Origin of the sequence: Enterobacter sp. 22499, from assembly GCF_052044815.1 — a bacterium.
Classification (GTDB): domain Bacteria; phylum Pseudomonadota; class Gammaproteobacteria; order Enterobacterales; family Enterobacteriaceae; genus Enterobacter; species Enterobacter bugandensis.
This window is the reverse complement of sequence record NZ_JBQENR010000003.1, coordinates 318,063-338,047: the sequence shown is the minus strand read 5'-3', so window position 1 is coordinate 338,047 and position 19,985 is coordinate 318,063. Positions and strand designations below refer to the sequence as shown.

The 19,985-nt window shown below is 60.9% G+C and carries 14 protein-coding genes; 5 read left to right on the top strand and 9 right to left on the bottom strand.

Translation table 11 applies throughout. The features are described 5' to 3' along the window. Window positions 1-14 precede the first annotated feature (14 nt). Window positions 15-1,412 (bottom strand): NarK family nitrate/nitrite MFS transporter, encoded by a 1,398-nt coding sequence (locus tag ACTJI7_RS12770; protein ID WP_047364940.1) that lies wholly within the window; start codon window positions 1,410-1,412, stop codon window positions 15-17. Window positions 1,413-1,721: 309 nt separating this feature from the next. Here ACTJI7_RS12770 and narX point away from each other — a divergent pair, with 309 nt between their 5' ends. Beyond that, entirely contained in the window at window positions 1,722-3,518 is a 1,797-nt protein-coding gene (gene narX, locus ACTJI7_RS12765) for a nitrate/nitrite two-component system sensor histidine kinase NarX (RefSeq protein ID WP_032644884.1), read from the top strand. Beyond that, window positions 3,511-4,161: a two-component system response regulator NarL gene (narL, locus tag ACTJI7_RS12760; protein WP_003856701.1), complete on the top strand. Its 651-nt coding sequence runs from the start codon at window positions 3,511-3,513 to the stop codon at window positions 4,159-4,161. The genes narX and narL overlap by 8 nt, the downstream gene beginning before the upstream one ends. Window positions 4,162-4,164: 3 nt before the next feature. On the opposite strand, the gene ACTJI7_RS12755 is transcribed toward narL, so the two are convergent. From ACTJI7_RS12755 to nasR, 7 genes are all read right to left on the bottom strand, one after another. Next, window positions 4,165-5,571: a YchO/YchP family invasin gene (locus tag ACTJI7_RS12755; protein ID WP_063154391.1), complete on the bottom strand. Its 1,407-nt coding sequence runs from the start codon at window positions 5,569-5,571 to the stop codon at window positions 4,165-4,167. A 75-nt stretch (window positions 5,572-5,646) separates the two neighbouring features. Continuing rightward, window positions 5,647-8,145 (bottom strand): nitrate reductase, encoded by a 2,499-nt coding sequence (locus tag ACTJI7_RS12750; protein WP_063154393.1) that lies wholly within the window; start codon window positions 8,143-8,145, stop codon window positions 5,647-5,649. Next, window positions 8,142-12,128, bottom strand: coding sequence for a nitrite reductase large subunit NirB (nirB, locus tag ACTJI7_RS12745; RefSeq protein ID WP_222563517.1), 3,987 nt, complete (start codon window positions 12,126-12,128; stop codon window positions 8,142-8,144). The genes ACTJI7_RS12750 and nirB overlap by 4 nt, the downstream gene beginning before the upstream one ends. A gap of 13 nt (window positions 12,129-12,141) precedes the next feature. Beyond that, window positions 12,142-12,930 (bottom strand): ABC transporter ATP-binding protein, encoded by a 789-nt coding sequence (locus tag ACTJI7_RS12740; RefSeq protein WP_045630583.1) that lies wholly within the window; start codon window positions 12,928-12,930, stop codon window positions 12,142-12,144. Between the two features lie 9 nt (window positions 12,931-12,939). Further along, window positions 12,940-13,818, bottom strand: coding sequence for a nitrate ABC transporter permease (gene ntrB, locus ACTJI7_RS12735; RefSeq protein ID WP_028013452.1), 879 nt, complete (start codon window positions 13,816-13,818; stop codon window positions 12,940-12,942). 2 nt (window positions 13,819-13,820) lie between these two features. Beyond that, window positions 13,821-15,068 carry a CmpA/NrtA family ABC transporter substrate-binding protein gene (locus ACTJI7_RS12730; protein WP_045261103.1) on the bottom strand — a complete coding sequence of 416 codons (1,248 nt, stop codon included), beginning with the start codon at window positions 15,066-15,068 and terminating at the stop codon, window positions 13,821-13,823. Between the two features lie 227 nt (window positions 15,069-15,295). Further along, window positions 15,296-16,480 (bottom strand): nitrate regulatory protein NasR, encoded by a 1,185-nt coding sequence (nasR, locus tag ACTJI7_RS12725; RefSeq protein ID WP_045261104.1) that lies wholly within the window; start codon window positions 16,478-16,480, stop codon window positions 15,296-15,298. A 73-nt stretch (window positions 16,481-16,553) separates the two neighbouring features. On the opposite strand from nasR, the gene ACTJI7_RS12720 reads away from it, so the two are divergent. The 3 genes from ACTJI7_RS12720 to ACTJI7_RS12710 all read left to right on the top strand — a co-directional run bounded on the left by ACTJI7_RS12720 (window position 16,554) and on the right by ACTJI7_RS12710 (window position 19,232). Beyond that, window positions 16,554-16,907 carry a DsrE/DsrF/TusD sulfur relay family protein gene (locus ACTJI7_RS12720; RefSeq protein ID WP_028013455.1) on the top strand — a complete coding sequence of 118 codons (354 nt, stop codon included), beginning with the start codon at window positions 16,554-16,556 and terminating at the stop codon, window positions 16,905-16,907. 106 nt (window positions 16,908-17,013) lie between these two features. Continuing rightward, the gene (locus tag ACTJI7_RS12715) at window positions 17,014-18,798 is read left to right on the top strand and encodes a methyl-accepting chemotaxis protein (protein WP_440669388.1); all 1,785 of its coding nucleotides are present in this window, start codon (window positions 17,014-17,016) and stop codon (window positions 18,796-18,798) included. Between the two features lie 194 nt (window positions 18,799-18,992). Continuing rightward, window positions 18,993-19,232 carry a DUF1883 domain-containing protein gene (locus ACTJI7_RS12710; protein ID WP_013096243.1) on the top strand — a complete coding sequence of 80 codons (240 nt, stop codon included), beginning with the start codon at window positions 18,993-18,995 and terminating at the stop codon, window positions 19,230-19,232. A 29-nt stretch (window positions 19,233-19,261) separates the two neighbouring features. Here ACTJI7_RS12710 and ACTJI7_RS12705 read toward each other — a convergent pair whose 3' ends face one another. Beyond that, a complete protein-coding gene (locus ACTJI7_RS12705; protein WP_028013457.1) occupies window positions 19,262-19,957 on the bottom strand; it encodes a gamma-glutamylcyclotransferase in 696 nt (231 codons plus the stop codon). Between the last annotated feature and the right edge of the window lie 28 nt (window positions 19,958-19,985).

Below are 19,985 nucleotides of genomic sequence, written 5' to 3'. Positions count from 1 at the left end.
ACGGATAATCACACTTACTTATTTTTCTTGGTATTACGGCCATATACCAGCCACGTAATCACGACGCAGGCGATATAGAAGACGAGGAAGACTTTCATGGCGCCAGCCGGAGAGCCGGTCAGGTCAAGCGAGATGCCGAACGCTTTCGGAATAAAGAAGCCGCCAATTGCGCCAATAGCCGAGATAAAGCCCAGGGCCGCAGCCGTATCCGTCGCCGCTTCACGCATGGCCTGCTCTTCGCTTCCGCCCTGCGCTTTCACGCGATCCATCGTCAGCTTGCGGAAGATCACGGAGATCATCTGGAAGGTGGAAGCACTCCCCAACCCGGCCGTCAGGAACAGCACCATAAACACGCCGAAGAAGGCAAAGAAGTTACCGCCCTGCCCGTCAGAAGGCAGCGTCAGGAACAGCAGCGCGCAGAAGACTGCCATCACAATAAAGTTCACCAGCGTAACGCGAGTCCCGCCCAGACGGTCGGAGATCATGCCGCCCAGTGAACGCGCCAGTGCGCCAATGAACGGACCGAAGAAGGCGAATTGCAGGATCTGCACGTCCGGGAACTGGGTTTTCGACAGCATGGCAAAGCCCGCTGAGAAGCCGATAAACGAACCGAAGGTAGCCAGATACAGCAGCGCCATCACCCACAGGTGTCCACGCTTCAGCACCGGAAGCTGCTCGCTCAGGGATGCTTTCGACGCGCTCAAATCGTTCATAAAGAACCACGCAGCGAGGGTGAAGACCACCAGGAACGGGACCCAAATCCAGGCCGCGTTCTGCAGGTAGAGGGAAGAACCATCCGCCTGCTCAACGCCGCCGCCACCGAAGGCGGCAAAAATAGAAACAGAGATCGCCAGCGGCGCAATCAGCTGCATCACGCTTACGCCCATGTTGCCCAGACCGCCGTTAATACCCAGCGCGCCGCCCTGCTTCGCTTTCGGGAAGAAGAAGCTGATGTTCGCCATGCTGGAGGCGAAGTTAGCGCCGGCGAAACCGCACAGCAGGGAGATAATCACGAACACGCTGAACGGCGTGGAGGTATCCTGCACCGCGAAGCCTAGCCACACGCAAGGGACGATCATGATGCCCGTACTGAACGCCGTCCAGCGACGGCCTCCGAATACCGGGACCATAAACGCGTAAGGGACACGCAGCAGCGCGCCAGACAGCGACGGCAATGCGGTAAGCATAAACAGCTGATCGGTCGTGAACGTAAACCCTACTTTCGGCAGGTTTACCGCGACCGCGCTAAACAACATCCATACACAAAACGCTAAAAGCAGACACGGAACGGAAATCCACAGATTCCGGCTTGCTACACGATGGCCGCGCTGTTGCCAGAACGCCGGATCCTCTGGACGCCAGTCTGTAATAACGGCACCATTTTCCCTTTCGGGAGCGGATGAGTGACTCATAGACACCTCTGATTCTCGAATGATGCTGCAAACATTAGGGTTTTAGGGCGGCGGTAAGTTGATATAAATCAAAGGAAAAGTGCGGGGATTTGCGGCGCAAAAAAAGGGGTTATCCTTAGTGAGTAGGATAATTCGGTAAAAAAGACGTGGTTTTTCACTGCACTGAAGGTTCCTTGCTACCACCGCTTCTTCACCTATACTCCGTTGGCAATTTAGGGGTAATCCTTTATTGGTATGGGTATACTCCAGGGTATGCACCAGAATAGCGCCATTCCTGCAAGCAGGCCACGTCAGGAGCCCGGCAACTCTATGTTAAAAAGATGTTTATCACCGCTGACTCTCGTCAATCAGCTAGCCCTGATTGTTTTGCTGTCTACCGCCCTTGGCGTGGCCGGCATGGCGATTTCCGGCTGGCTGGTACAAGGGGTACAGGGTAATGCGCATGCCATCAACGAGGCAGGTTCTCTACGCATGCAGAGTTATCGTCTGCTGGCGTCGGTCCCCCTGACGCAGGACGATCGGCCCTTAATTGATGAAATGGAGCGCACGGCCTTCAGCCCCGAACTGGAAAACGCCGCCATTCGCGCCGGCCAGCAGTCCCAGCTGAAAGCCCTGCAGGGCTACTGGCACACCCAGCTGGAACCCGGTCTGAAACAGGCACGCAGCACCGAAACCGTTGCGCAGGACGTAGCGGGTTTCGTCTCCCGCATTGACGCGCTGGTCTCCTCTTTCGACCAAACCACCGAATTACGCATCGACCGGGTGGTAATGGTACACCGTGCCATGGCGCTGTTTATGGGCCTGCTGCTGATCTTCACCATTATCTGGCTCCGGGCGCGGCTGCTGAATCCCTGGAAACAGCTGCTGGCGATGGCGCGCGCCGTAACGAACAGAGATTTTACCCAGCGCACGCACATCAGCGGCCGCAACGAGATGGCCATGCTCGGCCAGGCGCTGAACACCATGTCGGCGGAGCTCTCCGAAAGCTACGCGGTGCTGGAGCAACGCGTGCAGGAAAAAACCGCCGGGCTGGAGCAGAAAAATGAGATCCTCTCCTTCCTGTGGCAAGCCAACCGTCGGCTGCACATGCAGGTGCCGCTATGTGAACGCCTTTCGCCGGTGCTGAACGGCCTGCAAAATCTGACCCTGCTGCATGACCTGGAGCTGCGGGTTTACGATGTGGAAGATGAAGATAATCATCAGGAGTTTACCTGTCAGTCCGACATGTCCTGCGATGATAAAGGCTGCCACCTGTGCCCGCGCGGCCTGCCGCTGCAGGCTTCTGGCGGCACTACCCTGAAGTGGCGGCTGACGGACAGCCACACCCAGTACGGTATTCTGCTGGCCACCCTGCCAGCCGGACGTCATCTGAGCCACGACCAGCAGCAGCTGGTGGACACCCTGGTTGAACAGTTAACGGCCACGCTGGCGCTCGACAGGCACCAGGAAAAACAGCAGCAGTTGATCGTCATGGAAGAGCGCGCGACCATCGCCCGCGAGCTCCACGACTCTATCGCCCAGTCGCTCTCCTGTATGAAAATGCAGGTGAGCTGCCTGCAGATGCAGGACGCGGAAATGCCGGAAAGCAACAAACAGCTGCTGAGCCAGATCCGCAACGAGCTGAACACCTCCTGGGTACAGCTGCGCGAGCTGCTGACCACCTTCCGCCTGCAGCTGACCGAGCCGGGGCTGCGCCCGGCGCTGGAATCCAGCTGCCAGGAATTTAGTGCCCGGCTTGGCTTCCCGGTGAAGCTGGATTACCAGCTGCCGCCGCGGTTTGTCCCTTCCCATCAGGCGATTCATCTGCTGCAGATCGCCCGCGAAGCGCTGAGCAACGTGCTCAAACACGCTGAAGCGACGGCGGTTACGGTTACCGTCAGCCAGCACGCTAATCAGGTCAGGCTGACGGTTCACGACAACGGTCGCGGCGTGCCGGAAAATGCCGAACGCACTAACCACTATGGTTTAATCATTATGCGAGACCGCGCCCAAAGCCTGCGCGGTGATTGCCAGGTTCGACGGAGAGAGACGGGTGGCACGGAAGTTGTGGTCACCTTTATTCCCGAAAAACCGCTTACAACTGCTCAAGGAGAAACCCATGACTAATCAGGAACCGGCATCCATCCTGTTGATCGACGACCATCCGATGCTGCGTACTGGCGTAAAACAGCTGGTCAGCATGGCACCCGACATTACCGTGGTTGGCGAAGCCAGCAACGGTGAACAGGGTATTGAGCTGGCCGAATCCCTCGATCCGGATCTGATCCTGCTCGATCTCAACATGCCCGGCATGAACGGTCTGGAAACCCTCGACAAGTTGCGCGAGAAATCCCTTTCCGGTCGCGTGGTGGTCTTTAGCGTCTCCAACCACGAAGAGGATGTGGTCACGGCGCTGAAGCGCGGCGCGGATGGCTATCTGCTGAAGGATATGGAGCCGGAAGACCTGCTCAAGGCGCTGCAGCAGGCCGCCGCAGGCGAGATGGTGCTGAGCGAGGCCCTGACGCCGGTGCTGGCCGCCAGCCTGCGGGCGAACCGCGCCACCTCTGACCGCGACGTCAGCCAGTTAACGCCGCGCGAACGCGATATTCTGAAGCTGATTGCCCAGGGCCTGCCGAACAAAATGATCGCCCGCCGCCTGGATATCACCGAAAGCACGGTTAAAGTGCACGTGAAGCATATGCTCAAGAAAATGAAGCTAAAATCCCGCGTTGAAGCCGCGGTGTGGGTCCATCAGGAACGTATTTTTTAAGCATTACTCATCCGGCAGCAGCTTCCAGCGCGGGTCGTCGTCAGGTAATGCGACCAGCGGCTGCACCACAGCGAGCGTGATCTCATTGGATGAGACGCGCTGGCCCTTCGCATCTTCCACCACCGCCGAGAGATGCCAGCGGTTTGTCGCCCCTTCAGCGTTATTCCAGGCAGGCATGATCACGCTCCAGCCGTCGGTGCTGTCACTTTTCCCCGGGGACGTCAGGCTCAATGCCTGGGTATCACCCTGCCAGTGGATCTGACGAATTCCGTGAGTGCTGCGAACCTGCAGCTTCAGCATGACGGTTTCGCCCCCTTTGAGATCCCACGGCGGGGTTGCCAGCCAGACGGAGAGCGTTTTACGCTGGCGGAACTCCATCACCGGCAGGCTGTTACGCTCCGGCGAGTCATAGCGGCTTCCGCGCAGGGATCGCGTGGCCGCGACCTCTCCGGCGGAGAGCTGCTTAACCAGCGGCACGCCGAAGCGATAGTTGAGCTTCAGCCCGAGGTTATTCTGGCTCTCTCCGCTTTCGCCCTGCTTATGCCCGGCGGTCAGCGTCACCAGCGGCACGGGGGTATAGTTAAGCCCGAGATTGACCGCCACCGGGTTGTGATACCCGGTTCCGCTGTTGAAGAGGTCAACGTTGTCGCCAAAATATTGCTCAAAGCTGACGCTGGTGTTCAGGTGATGAAACCACGGCAGCCAGGCTTTGGCGGTCACGTCATATCCCCGCGCCATGCGCTGCTCCTGGACGTCAGAGCTGTCGCGCCAGCCGGCAAAAGGCTGATAATAGTTAGCCGACAGGCGCAGATTTTCTCCCCATACCTCCGCGCCGAGCCCGGCACGCTGCAGGTTCTCATCCAGCAGGTTATCGTAAAAGGTGTTGTAGCCCAGCAGCCATTTTCCGGCCACCCAGCGCTGGCCGATTCCGGCGTTACTGACCAGGCCATCCGTCTGCTGCGTCAGGCCGAGCTGGCTCCAGCTCAGGTAACGGTTGTTATCGTTCCAGGGGATAAACCAGCTCCCGCTGCTGCCGTTGAATTTCCCGTCGTTATCCACCAGCAAATTGACGCTGGCATTCCCCCAGGGCGACAGCAAGGATTCAATCTGCTGGTTCACCTCGCCGCTCACCGCGTCGCGCACCTGACCAAAGGCAAACTGCCGCGCCTGCTCGCCCGTAGTCAGGCCGTTGTCGGTCATACTGGCTTCACCAAAGGCTTTCGCCATTTCGGCGAGATGCTTTTCCCCCTCCCCGGTCGGGGCTGCCATACCGAGATCGGGGAGATTATCCCCGTTATTATCAAAGGGATTTTGTGCCTGCTGGATAAAGGAATTCGGCGCACCGTGAACGGCTCCGGCAGTAACAAGGGAGAGTAAAACCAGCGTTCGGAAAGGGGGAGAAACAGTCATCAATGTCGTAAGAATTACCCGGTGCTTACGTAAGAACACCAGGTACCTTAACGTGATTTCTCCCTCTTTGCAGCTTCACGGGGAATTTTCCGGAATTTCCTGAAACATTGTTTTGAGCTCAGGCACGCACGAACCACAGTTCGTGCCGCACCGTAGCGTCGCCCCCAGAGCGGTAACGGAACCGCAGCCTCCGGCAATCGCCTCCCGTATCGCGTTTTCTCCAACGCTGAAACAGCTGCAGATGATGCGCCCCGGATCTGTAACCTTCCCCACGCCCTGCCCGTTCAGCAGCGCATGGCGCTCAGCGGGCGTCGAGGGTGGTGACTGAAAAGCGGCTTCTATCACAGGGTTCGCCAGATCGGGCAAGGCGGTGCCTTCCCAGAAACCCAGCATCAGATGGCCGTTATGCCAGGCCAGCACGCTGCTGCGTTCCCCGGTTTGCGCAACCTGCAGCTGCCAGCCCCGGCCGCTGGCATAGTCCATGACCCACGACAGCAGCGGCTTATCACCCGCTATCGTCATTCGCGAGGCTTTACGCCACCAGTGAACCGAAGAGGGGATCTCCGGCCATTCCCGGGCATAGAGCTCCCCCTGCCAGGCGGGCTGCCAGGGCATGATTCTGACGGCGGTTTGCTTACTCTCCGGCTGCCCGGAAGCCGGATCGACGCGCCCTTCCACCAGCGCGTTAACCTTTCCCTGGCGGGCAAACTCAGCGTTCCAGTGCATCGGGGCAAACGCTTCGCCTTCCCGTATTCCGTCGTTGATTCGTACTCTGGCCACCATCACGCCGCGCGGCGAGACGATCCGCGCCAGCTGGCCGTCGCACAGTGAAAACCGAATGGCGTCTGCGGCGCAGACCTCAACAAACGGCTCCGCGATATGCTGCATCAGCCGGGGCACGTAGCCCGTACGGGTCATGGTGTGCCACTGGTCGCGGATACGGCCAGTGTTGAGGATCGCCGGGTATAGCGCGGTAGCCGTCGCGCCGTGCGGCAGCGGATCGACAGGCACTACGTTTCGGCGCGGTAAATTCCCCGTCGGCCACTGGTACGGCTCAAGCGTCTCCCACGCTTCACGGGTTAACCCCGCCAGTTCCTGAAGGTTCAACGCCCGCGCGCCGTCATTTTCAAACGCCGTCAGCGCCGCATGTTCGCAAAAAATCTCCTGCGGATGTTGCCAGGCAAAGGCCTCGCCGTAGCCCAGCCGTTTTGCAATCTGAGCCACGATCCACCAGTCCGGCTTCGCCTCACCCGGCGCGGGCAGAAACGCGCGCTGGCGCGAAATGCGCCGCTCGGAATTGGTCACCGTGCCGTCCTTTTCCCCCCAGCCCAGCGCCGGAAAACGGATATGGGCGAACCGGCTGGTGTCGGTATCTTTCATCACCTCAGAGACAATCACCAGCGGACAGGCCGCCAGCGCCTGACACACCGCGTGGCTGTCCGGCAGCGATACGGCAGGATTGGTGCCCATGATCCACACCGCCTTCACCTCGCCGCGGGCGATGGCGTCAAACAGTTCCACCGCCATCAGCCCCGGCGTCTGCGCCAGCCGTTCCGTTCCCCAGAAACGCGCCACCCGCGAAAGATCGTCCGGCTCGAAGCTCATATGCGCCGCCAGCTGGTTCGCCAGCCCACCTACTTCCCGGCCGCCCATGGCGTTTGGCTGTCCGGTCAGCGAAAACGGGCCGCAGCCCGGACGGTTGAACTTCCCGCTGGCAAGATGCACGTTAATGATGGCGCTGCACTTGTCGCTTCCGCTGGAGGACTGGTTGATCCCCATGGTGTAGAGCGTAATGGCGCGAGGCACGGTAATAAACCAGTCGTAAAAGGTACCAATATCCTCTGCCGGAAGGTCGCAAAACGCCGCCACGCGGGCAATCGGCCACTCATCGGTGCCCTGGATCAGATTGAGCAACCCCACAAACAGCCCGGCGTCGCTGCCGGGTTTAAGCGCCAGATGCAGGTCGGCAATATCGCAGGTAGCGGTTTTACGCGGGTCAATCACCACCACCTTCATCTGCGGGTTGTTGTGCTTTGCCTGCACCAGACGCTGATAGAGCACCGGATGCGTCCAGGCCGCGTTCGAGCCAGCCAGCACCACCAGATCGCTGTTTTCCACATCCTCGTAGCTGCACGGCACCACGTCTTCGCCAAAGGCGCGCCTGTAGCCCACCACCGCCGAGGACATGCAGAGCCGGGAGTTGGTATCGATGTTCGCCGCGCCGATAAACCCTTTCATCAGCTTGTTGGCGGCATAGTAGTCCTCGGTTAATAGCTGGCCGGAGGCGTAAAACGCCACCGCCCGTGGCCCCCATGTGTCGATGATCTCCCGCAGTCGCTCGCCCGCCGCGTTCAGCGCCTGGGACCAGTCCACCTCAAGTCCATCGACAACGGGGTACAGCAATCGCCCCTGCAAGCCCGTTGTCTCCCCCAGGGCCGATCCTTTCACGCACAGGCGGCCAAAGTTTGCAGGATGGGTGTCGTCCCCCCGAACGCTGACCGCTCCATCCTCCACGCTGGCGATCACGCCGCAGCCGACCCCGCAGTAGGGGCACGTTGTCCTGGTTTCCGTCATGAGGCCTCCGCGCGCATCACCAGCTCTTCGTTGCCGACCCACACCTTGCCATTTTCAATTTTGACCGGCCAGGCGCGCACAGCGGGTTCGCCACTCTCCACCTGACAGCCGTCGCGCAGGCGAATGCGCTGCTTGTAGAGCGGAGAAATAACCACCGGTTCGCCCGCCGCATCGCCGAGGATGCCGCGTGACAGCACGTTCGCACTGCTGCCCGGCTCCAGGTCGTCCAGGGCATAAACAGTTTGACCAAAGCGGAACAGCGCGATCGGTTTACGGCCAAGACGCGCGCCAATGCCCGCCTGCTCCGGGATATCGTCAATGCCGCAGATTTCCTGCCAGCGCTTGCTTTCGTCCGATGGCGCGACGTTCACCGCGGTGCGGAACAGCGCCAGGCGGTCAGGATCGTTGAGCGTGGTTTGCCATTCGCACTGGTACGTCTCTACTACCCGGACCATCTCCTGCTCCAGCTCGTGGGCGATGCCGAGACTGTCGTTGAGGATCACCTCACGCAGATAGTCGAGGCCGCCCTCCAGGTTGTCCATCCAGGTGCTGGTGCGCTGCAGGCGATCCGCCGTGCGGATGTAGAACATCAGGAAACGGTCGACGGTGCGGATCAGCGTTTCGTCATCCAGATCGCTGGCGAAGAGATCTGCATGGCGAGGCTTCATCCCGCCGTTGCCGCACAGATAGAGGTTCCAGCCTTTGTCCGTGGCAATCACCCCCACGTCTTTGCTCTGCGCCTCCGCGCACTCGCGGGTGCAGCCGGAAACGGCCATTTTGATTTTGTGCGGGGCGCGCAGGCCCTTGTAGCGGTGCTCCAGCCTGACCGCGAGACCAGTGGAGTCCTGCACGCCGTAGCGGCACCAGGTCGACCCGACGCAGGATTTCACCGTGCGCAGGGATTTCCCGTAAGCGTGCCCGGTTTCAAACCCGGCCTCCACCAGCGCCTGCCAGATCTCAGGCAGCTGTTCCAGGGTGGCGCCAAACAGGTCGATACGCTGCCCGCCGGTGATTTTGCTGTACAGGCCGTAGCGTTTCGCAATCTGGCCGATGGCGATCAGCCCGTCGGCGGTCACTTCTCCTGCGGGCATGCGCGGCACGATGGAATACGTCCCGTCCTTCTGAATATTGGCGAAGTAGCGGTCGTTGGTGTCCTGCAATGGCAGATGCGCCGGTTTGAGCAGATACTCATTCCAGCAGGAGGCCAGCACTGACCCCACCAGCGGCTTACAGATCTCGCACCCGTGCCCCTGACCGTAGCGGCTGATAAGCTGGTCGAAGGTTCGGATATGGTTGACGCGCACCAGATGGTAAATCTCCTGGCGCGAGTACGGGAAGTGTTCGCAGATGTCCTTTTTCACCTCCACGCCCTGCTCGGCAAGCTGGAACTCCATCACCTGCTTCACCAGCGCGCTGCAGCCCCCGCAGCCGGTCGCCGCTTTGGTGCACTGCTTAACGGCGCCGATATCCGCTGCGCCCGCGCTCACCGCCCGGCAGATATCGCCTTTGCTGACGTTATGACACGAACAGATCTGCGCGCTTTCCGGCAGCGCCGCCACGCCCAGCGCTTTTGGCGCGCTGCCTGACAACGCGGGTAGTATCAGCGTTTCCGGCTCTTTCGGCAGGCTGATGCCGTTAAGCATCATCTGCACCAGCGTAGCGTATTCGCTGGCATCGCCCACCAGCACGCCGCCGAGCAGCGTTTTTCCGTCGTGGCTGACCACGATTTTCTTGTAGATTTGCTGCGGGCCGTGCGTCCACTGGTAGCTTAGCGCCCCCGGCGTGCGCCCATGAGCATCGCCAAACGACGCCACGTCCACGCCGAGCAGCTTGAGCTTAGTGCTCATATCTGCCCCGGTGAAGGTTTTATCTTCGCCCGCGAGCGCGGCGGCGGCCACGCGCGCCATCTGGTAGCCCGGCGCCACAAGGCCAAAGATTTTCCCCTCCCACAGGGCGCATTCACCGATGGCAAGCACGTTCGAATCGGAGGTCCGGCAGGCGTCATCAATGCAGATCCCGCCGCGCTCGCCGACAGCCAGCCCGCTGCTGCGCGCCAGCGCGTCCTGAGGACGAATACCGGCAGAGAAGACCACCATGTCCGTTTCCAGCTGTTCACCGTCTGCGAAGCGCAGCACCAGCCCGTCGTCCGTCGCAGCAATTTCCGTGGTGGCTTTACTGGTGTGAACGCCAACGCCCAGCGCCTCGATTTTCCTGCGCAGCATCGCCGCGCCGTCATTATCAAGCTGCACCGCCATCAGATTGGGCGCAAACTCCACCACGTGGGTTTCCAGCCCGAGCTGTTTCAGAGCATTAGCGGCTTCCAGCCCGAGCAGGCCGCCGCCAATCACCACGCCACGACGCGAGCCCGCCGCGTGGGCCGCTATGTTGTCCAGGTCGTCAAGGGTGCGGTAGACAAAGCAGCCCGGCAGATCGTTGCCCGGTACCGGCGGTACGAACGGGTATGAGCCGGTCGCCAGCACCAGCTTGTCCCAGTGGGTCTCATGCCCGCTGGCGGTACGCACCACGCGCGCGTCGCGATCGATAGCGACGATCTGCTGCGAGAGGCGCAGCTCAATGCCGTTATCGGCAAAGAATTCCCCCTCCACCAGCGAGAGCGACGCCGCGCTTCGGCCGCCAAAGTATTCCGACAGATGCACGCGGTCATAGGCGGCATAGCGCTCCTCACCAAAGACAACGATCTGATACTGCTGATGCAGATTGCGGTTAACGCAGTCTTCGAGAAAATGATGGCCGACCATACCGTGCCCAACCACCACCAGAGTAGGTTTTGTCATAGCGTTCTGTCCTGCAACCTGCGGTTGCGTAGTGAAACGATCGAACAGCCAGTCCGCGCGTGCGGGCGCAGCCGTTGCCAGTAAATCGGTAAATGTTGCCGCGCTGCGGCAGTCGCCCATCAGCAGCACGCCAGCCAGCGCACCCTGATGGATCAGTAACCGACGATAGTGACGGGTTAGCGGATCCCAGGAGCTCCAGACCACGTCGCCCGCCTGCGCCGCCGCGCGCCCGAGGCTGAACAGCTCCACGCCGGTCACCTTGAGGCGCACGCCATTGTCGGTGAGGGCAAACGGCGCGGCTGTGTCACCCGCCAGCCGCGCGGCGAGAATATCCGCCTGCGTCATACAGGGCGCGACCAGGCCAAAGGTCTGGCCGTCAATTTCGCAGCACTCGCCAATGGCGTAGACGTCCGGTGCGGAGGTCCGCATCTGGCTATCCACCACGATGCCGCGCGCGCAGCGAACACCGCTGGCCTGCGCCAGTGCGACGTTGGGGTGCACGCCGGTCGCCAGCACCACGCGCGCGGCGGCGACGCGGCGTCCGTTGAGCAGCGTCACGCTATTCCCGTTAATCCCCGCGATGCCGGAGGCGAGTTCAGAGCGCACGCCCCGCGCCGCCAGCGCCTCTTCAAGCAGTACGCCCGCCTGCTGGTCCAGCTGCTGCTCCATCAGCCACGGGCCGCGATGAACGAGCGTGACGTTGTCACCTGAACGAGCCAGCGCTGCCGCCGTCTCAACGCCGAGCACGCCGCCCCCCAGCACTACCGCCGGACCGGCGATCGCCTGAATGGCGCGGGTATCCTCCAGGGTACGGAACGTGAAGACGTGCGGCGCATCGCCCCCAGGAATCGGCGGCACAAACGGCGTTGACCCGGTGGCAAATACCAGCGCATCCCAGCCCAGCGTGCGGGCGGTGGTTTGCACTTCCCGCGCGTCCACGTTCACGGCGAGTGCCTTTTCGCCCCGCAGCACCGTCACGCCGCGCTCCTGGTACCAGTGGTCATCCTGAAGGCAGATGCCCGCAGCCGTTTTTTCACCCCCCAGCACCGGCGAAAGCTGGATGCGGTTATAGGCATGCTCCGGCTCGTCACCGATGACGGTGATAGCGAACCGACCGGAAGCTCGCCCGGTGAGCGAAGCAATCAGCCGGGTTGCCGCCATGCCATTCCCGATAATGACCAGTCGCATCAACGCCCCCTCGTTACGCCGCTTTCGGCTGTTTTTCGTAGAGGAAATGGAGGATCTGCTGGCGCATGTGGTGATAGCGGCTGTCGTCCGCCAGCTGCACCCGGTTGCGCGGGCGCGGCAGGTCAACGCGCAGGATCTCCCCGACGGTGGCCGCCGGGCCGTTGGTCATCATCAGCACGCGATCGGAGAGCAGCACCGCCTCGTCCACGTCGTGGGTAATGAGAACGATGGTGGTGTTCAGCGCCTGCTGGATCTGCATCACCGAGTCCTGCAGATGGGCGCGCGTCAGCGCATCCAGCGCGCCGAACGGCTCATCCATCAGCAGCACTTTCGGCTTCATCGCCAGCGCGCGGGCAATCCCGACGCGCTGCTTCATGCCGCCGGAGATCTCCCCCGGACGCTTGTGCAGCGCGTGTCCCATCTGCACGCGGTCGAGGTTGTGCTCGATCCACTCTTTGCGCTCGGCCTTGCTCATGGTGTGACGGAACACCTGATCCACCGCCAGCGCCACGTTGTCGAAGCAGGTCAGCCACGGCAGCAGAGAATGGTTCTGGAACACCACCGCGCGCTCGGGCCCCGGCCCGGCGATTTCGCGGTTGTCGCAAATCAGCCCGCCTTCCGTCGGCAGCGCGATCCCGGCGATGAGGTTAAGCAGCGTCGACTTGCCGCAGCCGGAGTGGCCAATAAGACTCACGGTTTCGCCCTCGTGGATATCAAAAGAGACGTTCTGCAGCGCCAGAAACTCGCCGCTGGCGGTGGAAAAACGCTGGCTCACGGCCTGGACCTGAATTAATGGTTTCATGTTCGCTCCTTATTTTTCCTGCCAGCTAAAGCGACGGGCGATCAGCATCAGCCCCTGCTCCAGCAGCAACCCGACCACGCCGATGATGACGATGGCGATCAGAATGTTTTCGACGTTGAGGTTGTTCCACTCGTTCCAGATCCAGAAGCCGATACCCAGCCCCCCGGTGAGCATCTCAGCGGCGACAATCACCAGCCAGGCGATGCCGATGGAGAGGCGCACCCCGGTCAGCACGGCGGGTAGCACAGCCGGGAAGAGTATGCGGCGCATGATCGTCCACTCGGAAAGCTGCAATACGCGGGCGACGTTGAGGTAGTCCTGCGGAATGCGGCGCACGCCTTCGGCGGTGTTGATCACCATCGGCCAGATAGAGCAGATGAAAATGGTCCAGCTCGACGCGGGCTCCGCTTTCTGGAACAGCAGCAGGCCGATGGGCAGCCAGGCCAGCGGGCTGACCGGGCGCAGAAGCGCAATCAGCGGGTTGAACATGCGCGAGAAAAAGGTGAAGCGGCCAATCAAAAAGCCCAGCGGAATACCCGCCAGCGCTGCCAGGCCAAAGCCGATGGCGACGCGCTGCAGTGAAGCAAGCACGTTCCAGCCAATGCCCATATCGTTAGGCCCGTCGCGATAAAACGGGTCGGCAAACAGGGTAATGGCGGAATCAAGCGTGCTGAGCGGCGTCGGGAAGCCTTTGCTGTTTATCGCCGCCAGTTGCCAGAGCACCACCAGCAGCCCGAGGCCAAGCAGCGCCGGGATAACGCGCTGGAAAAAGTCGTTCATCCGGCGCGCTAACGCGGGCGGACGGCGGCGAACCTGTACCGGAGGCAGGACAATCACTTCCCCGCTCTCTGGCGTCTCTTGTGGTTTCGTGTTTTGCAGATGTGGCATAATCAGGCCCCTTTACGGTGAATAGCGAAACGGCTGGCGTACCCTTCCGGATCGGTGCCGTTCCAGACGGTGCCGTCCATCAGCGTGCTGCTGCGGAACGGTGATGACGGCGTGGACACGCCCCCGACGGCGGTGGCGGCATCCTGCCAGACCGCGGTCTGGTTGATGCGCTGCGCGATGCCCGCGTAGTCCGGCGCGGCTTTGAGCAAGCCCCAGCGGCGGAACTGGGTTAAGAACCACATGCCGTCGGAGAGATACGGGTAGCTCACAGCCCCCTCGTTGAAGAAGCGGATCGGGTGCGCGTCCTGCCAGCGCTGGCCCAGGCCGTTGTCATACTCGCCGAGCATGCGCCCGGTGAGATACTGTTCTTTGCAGTTGAGCCACGCCCGGCGGGAGAGGATCTGCGCGGTTTCGCGTTTGTTTTCCTGGGACGCCTCGATCCAGCGCGCGGCCTCCAGCACCGCGCTCACCAGCGCCCGGGCGGCGTGCGGGTTTTTCTCCACCCAGTCGCGGCGCGTGCCGAGGATCTTTTCCGGATGATCGGCCCAGATGGACTGCGACGTGGCGGCGGTAAAGCCGATCCGGTCGTTAATCGCCCGCGCGTTCCACGGCTCGCCGACGCAGAAGCCCACCATGTTGCCGATGCGCATGTTCATCACCATCTGCGGCGGCGGCACCACCACCGTGCGCACGTCGTCAAAGGGGTTAATGCCCGCGCTGGCCAGCCAGTAGTAAAGCCACATGGCATGCGTCCCGGTCGGGAAGGTGTGCGCGAAGGTGTAGGTTCCCGGCGCCTGCTGCCCGATCAGCGTTTTCAGCCCGTCGAGATCGCGAACGCCCTTCTCCGCCAGATCGCTTGAAAGCGTGATGGCCTGGCCGTTCTGATTGAGCGTCATCAGGTTCGCCATCTGCTGCGGCTTGCCGGCGATGCCCAGCTCCAGCCCGTACAGCAGACCGTAAAGAATGTGTGCGGCGTCCAGTTCTCCCGCCACCAGCTTGTCGCGCACCGCCGCCCAGCTCGCCTCTTTGGTGGGAACGATGGTGATACCGTATTTTTTATCAAAGCCTTTTAACGCTGCGATAACCACCGGCGCGCAGTCGGTCAGCGGGATAAACCCGACGCGCACCGTCTCCTGTTCCGGTTTATCTGAGCCAGCCGCCCAGGCAGCCTGCATAACACCCGGTAACAGCGCTGCACCACTCGCCAGCATGCTGGCCTGCAAAAATCGCCGTCTCGACAAATCCGCCATAACCGCTCCCGAAAAAAAGCCAAAAAAAAGCGCCCGCCGTGCCGAAGCACCGCTGGACGCCTTTATCCCGAAGACGGATGCACCGCCGTTGGCGCACCGTCAAAAATGGTTAATTAAATAATGCAAAGCCAATGCCAGGTTTAAAGACCCTCTTTCAGGGCCGAAAACCGGGTTTTGCCCGCGTTCACGCACCTCAATCAGGCATAAAATGCCCGCTGATTGTGCAGCTACTCCTTTGGTGTTACCTGCCAGACGCTCTTCACCGTAAGCAGCGCGCGGGCGATATCGACCATGCGCTGGTTCTTGTCCATCGCCATTTTGCGCAGCGTTGTCCACGCCTGTTCTTCACTCATGTTCTGGTGGGTCATCAGCACGCTTTTGGCTTTGTCAATGGTTTTGCGCTCCTCAAGCGTATCGCGCAGCGACGCGAGCTGGCGGGAAAGCTGCTCTATCTCTCGTGCCTGCTGGCGAACCAGGGTCAGCAGCGGTTTATCCGGGTAGTGCGCCAGCGGATCGTCCTGTTCATCCCCGGGAAGCGGGTATGCCTCGTCGCGCTGAATACGCTCATCCACCGCGACCATCAGATCGGCGATGATCGTCTCCTCCAGCGCGCGCAGATGCTCCAGCCGCGCCGTTTGCAGCGCAAACCAGGCGAGTGCGGTATGTCCATTGTCTGCAGCAGGCTGGCGGGTACAGGCCACGCGCCGGAGCTGCTCCGTCTCACGATCGGGCTGACAATTAAGGGAGAACGAAGTCTGCACGTCGGCCTGGCTGTGGGAGAGAAAGATCTCAAAGCAGGCCTGCTGCCCGTCAATGCGGTCAACCAGCCGCTGGCGGGTCACATCATCGAAAAAGCCCTGCGTGAAGCCAATTGCCCCCAGGGCCCGCTCTTGTCCCGCCAGCTCTTTCCCCTGCATCAGGCTATATAGCGCGACGAAACGGCCCGCGATTTGCGGGTCGTCAATGCTGTCATTAAGCTGCGGTACGATACTGAGCAGGTGGCGCAGCATGCGGGAGTAGTGCTCCATTGCCTGCGGAGCCGTCAGCGTTTGCCGATTTACACCGTCGCGCAGCGCGGGAAGCGTCTCCAGCGTGAGCAGCGCATTGCCGATACGTTCGCAAACGGCGCTTCCCGGAAAGGCGGACTGTTTTCCAAGAATGTCGTTCAGTGCAGCAAGGTTTTCGTCCACCAGCGCCCGGCTGGCTTTGCATTCAGGCGCATAGAGCTTACCCTGTGAGCAGAGCCAGACGTTAGATGCGCCGCGCTCGCACTGGAGCATATGCACCAGCTGGCTAATTCCGCGCACCAGCACGTTCAGCTGCGCCAGCCTGCTGAGCTGCTCTCGGCGCATCCGCCTTGCGCGCTGGAGCCATTCGGTTGCACCTGGCGAAATGCCGGCCATTAATGTCATGCTTACTCTCCCGGACAGCGAAACTCCGGGGAAATTAAGCAATATTCGTGCCTTTATAAAAACAGGAGTCAACATGCAGAAGATTGTGATCGTCGCCAACGGTGCGGCCTACGGCAGCGAATCCCTTTTCAACAGCCTGCGCCTGGCGATCGCGCTACGCGAAAAAGAGAGCGACCTGGTACTGCGGATATTTTTAATGTCCGACGCCGTCACCGCCGGGCTGAAGGGTCAAAAACCGGCGGAAGGCTACAACATTCAGCAGATGCTGGAGATCCTGACCGCGCAGGACGTGCCGGTAAAACTCTGTAAGACCTGCACCGACGGGCGCGGCATTACCGGGCTGCCGCTGATCGAGGGCGTAGAAATCGGTACGCTGGTTGAACTGGCCGAATGGACGCTGACCGCGGATAAAGTATTAACTTTTTAATAATAAACCCGTAAAAATATTATTTTCTTATGGACGCGGTTTCAGCATCAAGTTTACCTGCGGGGTTGCCGATAGGCATGGAAACAACACAGCAGGTATTTCACTTATGTTCAGATCCATTCGCGCACGCATTATCGCCGCGACGACAGGCTGCCTCGTCGTCGCCCTTCTTCTCAATACCGTAATTAACTTCCAGGTCACGCGCCAGGATAACCAGCAGTCCCAGCGCGATATTCTGACCAGCACCCGCGCCAGCCACAACATGGCGATTGCCGACTGGGTCAAAAGCAAAATGACGGTGATTACCTCCGCGCAGAGCATCGCGCTGGCTGACGATCCGGTTCCGGTGTTTAAGCAGCTTGCCCAGGCGGGCGGTTTCACCAACGTTTACGTGGGCTACGCCAGCAAGACGGCGAAATTCTCCGACCCGACAGGCGTCCCGGCGGATTATGACCCCACCGTTCGTCCCTGGTATCAACAGGTGGTGAGCACGGACGGCCCGGTGGTAACGGCACCCTACGTTGATGCCGGGACCGGGAAGCTGGTGGTCACGTTTGCCGTGCCGGTGAAAGAGAATGGCGCTCTGAAAGCGGTGGTGGCAGGCGATGTCGCCATGGATAGCGTGGTGGCGAACGTGCGCGGGATCCACCCCACGCCGGCCAGCAGCGGGTTGCTTCTGAACAGCGACGGCACGGTGATTGCCGCCAACGAGCCGGCCCTGACGCTGAAGCCGTTTGCCGAGACGATCAAAGGCATCGACCTTGCGGCGCTGAAGAGCGGTAACCCGGTCGACGGAACGCTGAATGACAAGGATAAAACCTTTATCGCCTCAGCCGTGCCGGGCACGAACTGGCTCCTGGTCGTCGCCCTCGACAGCAGCGATGCCACCTCCGGCATGCGTTCCCTGCTGAAAGCGTCGGCGATTTCGCTGGTGATCCTCGCACTCCTGAGCGGCGCCATTGTTCACGTCCTGATTGCCCGCCTGCTGAAGCGCCTGTCCGACATTCGTGACGCGATGCACAACATTGCCAACGGCACTAACGATCTGTCCCAGCGCCTGCCGGACAGCGGCGATGACGAAGTGGCGCAAATTGCGCAGGCGTTTAACGCCTTCAGCGATAAGCTCTCGGTGGTAATGGTTCAGCTCCGCGACGCCAGCGCCTCGGTGAAAAACGCCGCGCAGGAGATTGCGGCTGGTAACCAGGATCTCTCCGGACGTACCGAGCAGGCGGCGTCCAGCCTTCGCGAAACCGCCAGCGCCGTGGAAGAGATCACCGCCTCCGTCACCCAGTCAAATGAATCGGCAGCAGAAGCCAACGACCAGGCCAGCAAGGCCTCTGCGGCCGCAGCGCGCGGCGGTGAAGTGGTTTCGCAGGCCATCAGCACCATGCAGTCTATCGAAGTGGCGTCCGCTAAGATTGGCGATATCACCAGCGTGATCGACGGCATCGCCTTCCAGACCAACATTCTGGCGCTGAACGCCTCCGTCGAGGCGGCGCGTGCCGGTGAGCAGGGCCGCGGGTTCGCCGTGGTTGCCGGTGAAGTGCGGAACCTCGCCAGCCGCAGCGCCCAGGCGGCGAAAGAGATCAAATCGCTTATCGACTCCACCACCGACAGCGTGGCCACCGGCTCGCGCTACGTGCATCTGGCCGGGGAAAGCATGGATGAGATCCGCTCCAGCATCGGCAGCGTCTCCGGCATCATGCGCGAGATCTCGATTGCCACCAGCGAGCAGATGAAAGTCATTCATGAGATCAACCACGCGGTGACCCATCTCGACAGAATGGTGCAGCAGAATGCCGAGCTGGTGGTGCAGTCCGCCGCGGCCGCCAGCGCATTGCAAAGCCAGGCGGGCGAGCTTGCTGAAACCGCCGGCCATTTCCGCATTTAATTTTCTTCAGGCGCGCGTTAAACAGGGTAAACGCGCGTCAGCTGAAAGGTTCCAGGAATTTTGTCATTTTTGTTTAATCGTTATGCCATTTTTTGATCAAAATCAGCATCCCTCGCTCCCCGCTTTGGTGTTATGCAATGAGTATTTTGTGAACAACATCACGCTCGGGATGGGCAAAATCGACGGGGTAGAAAATGGCACTGGTGAAAACAAGTTTGAAACTGTTTGGCGGGGATACGGTGGTGGTGCGTTGCTCAGAGCGCTGTCGTATTCATCTGATGAGTGCGAAAGCACAGAAACAATCCCAGGCGGATATTCTGACCGTGCAGGATGACAAGGCCTGGCTTACCGTGCCGTATACCGGCACGTGGGATGTGCTGATCGACAGCCACAGCCAGTCGCTGGAGCATTCGGTCAGCTACGTGGCAGCATAATTTAAACGCCCGGCTCGCCGGGCGTATTCTCAGGCAAAACCCGGTCGCAGCGTGCTGTTGAGCGGGTTCCCTTCCAGCAGCGCCTTCACTTTCACCACCAGCTCATTCAGACAATCGTCCTGCATGCCGAGGCGGGTCAGCTCCTGATCGAGGGAGAAGAGATATTGCGCGTTGGTGCCCAGCGGCCCGCTGGCGGCGGCGATTAACGGGGCAATCACCTGCGTGCGGGTGTCCGCTTCATACAGCGGGTGGCGCGGATCCATAATAAACACCAGCGCGTTAACGGTGCGCCCGTCGTCGAGCTCCAGCTTGCACCAGCTCGGCATATAGCAGCCGGTGATCATCTCGCGCTTCCAGAGCAGCGTCAGCTCCTCTTCGAGCGTTGCATCCGGAAGGCGATACGCGACGCCCGTGGTGCGTCCGCCCTCTTTTAGTGCAAGCATGCGCCCTGGCTGACAGGCGCTGCCGCGTCCGGCCGTCAGGCGCAGGCAAAATGCGCGATGCCAGCCGGGCAGCGTGCCGGTTGCCGATTCAACAAATTCGAGAGCCGGGTTCCACATCAGTGAACCGTAGCCAAAAATCCATACCGGGCCATCATCCGGGCGGCAGGCAAGCGTGGCAGCGAGCGACGCCGCACGTTGTTCAGCTGACCAGAGAAGCGATTCCTCAATAGCACCAAATGCCGTCTTACAATCTGCCTTCATTAAGAAATCACGCGTTAACACTTTCCACCTCCGCCACTGCATGCTTCCT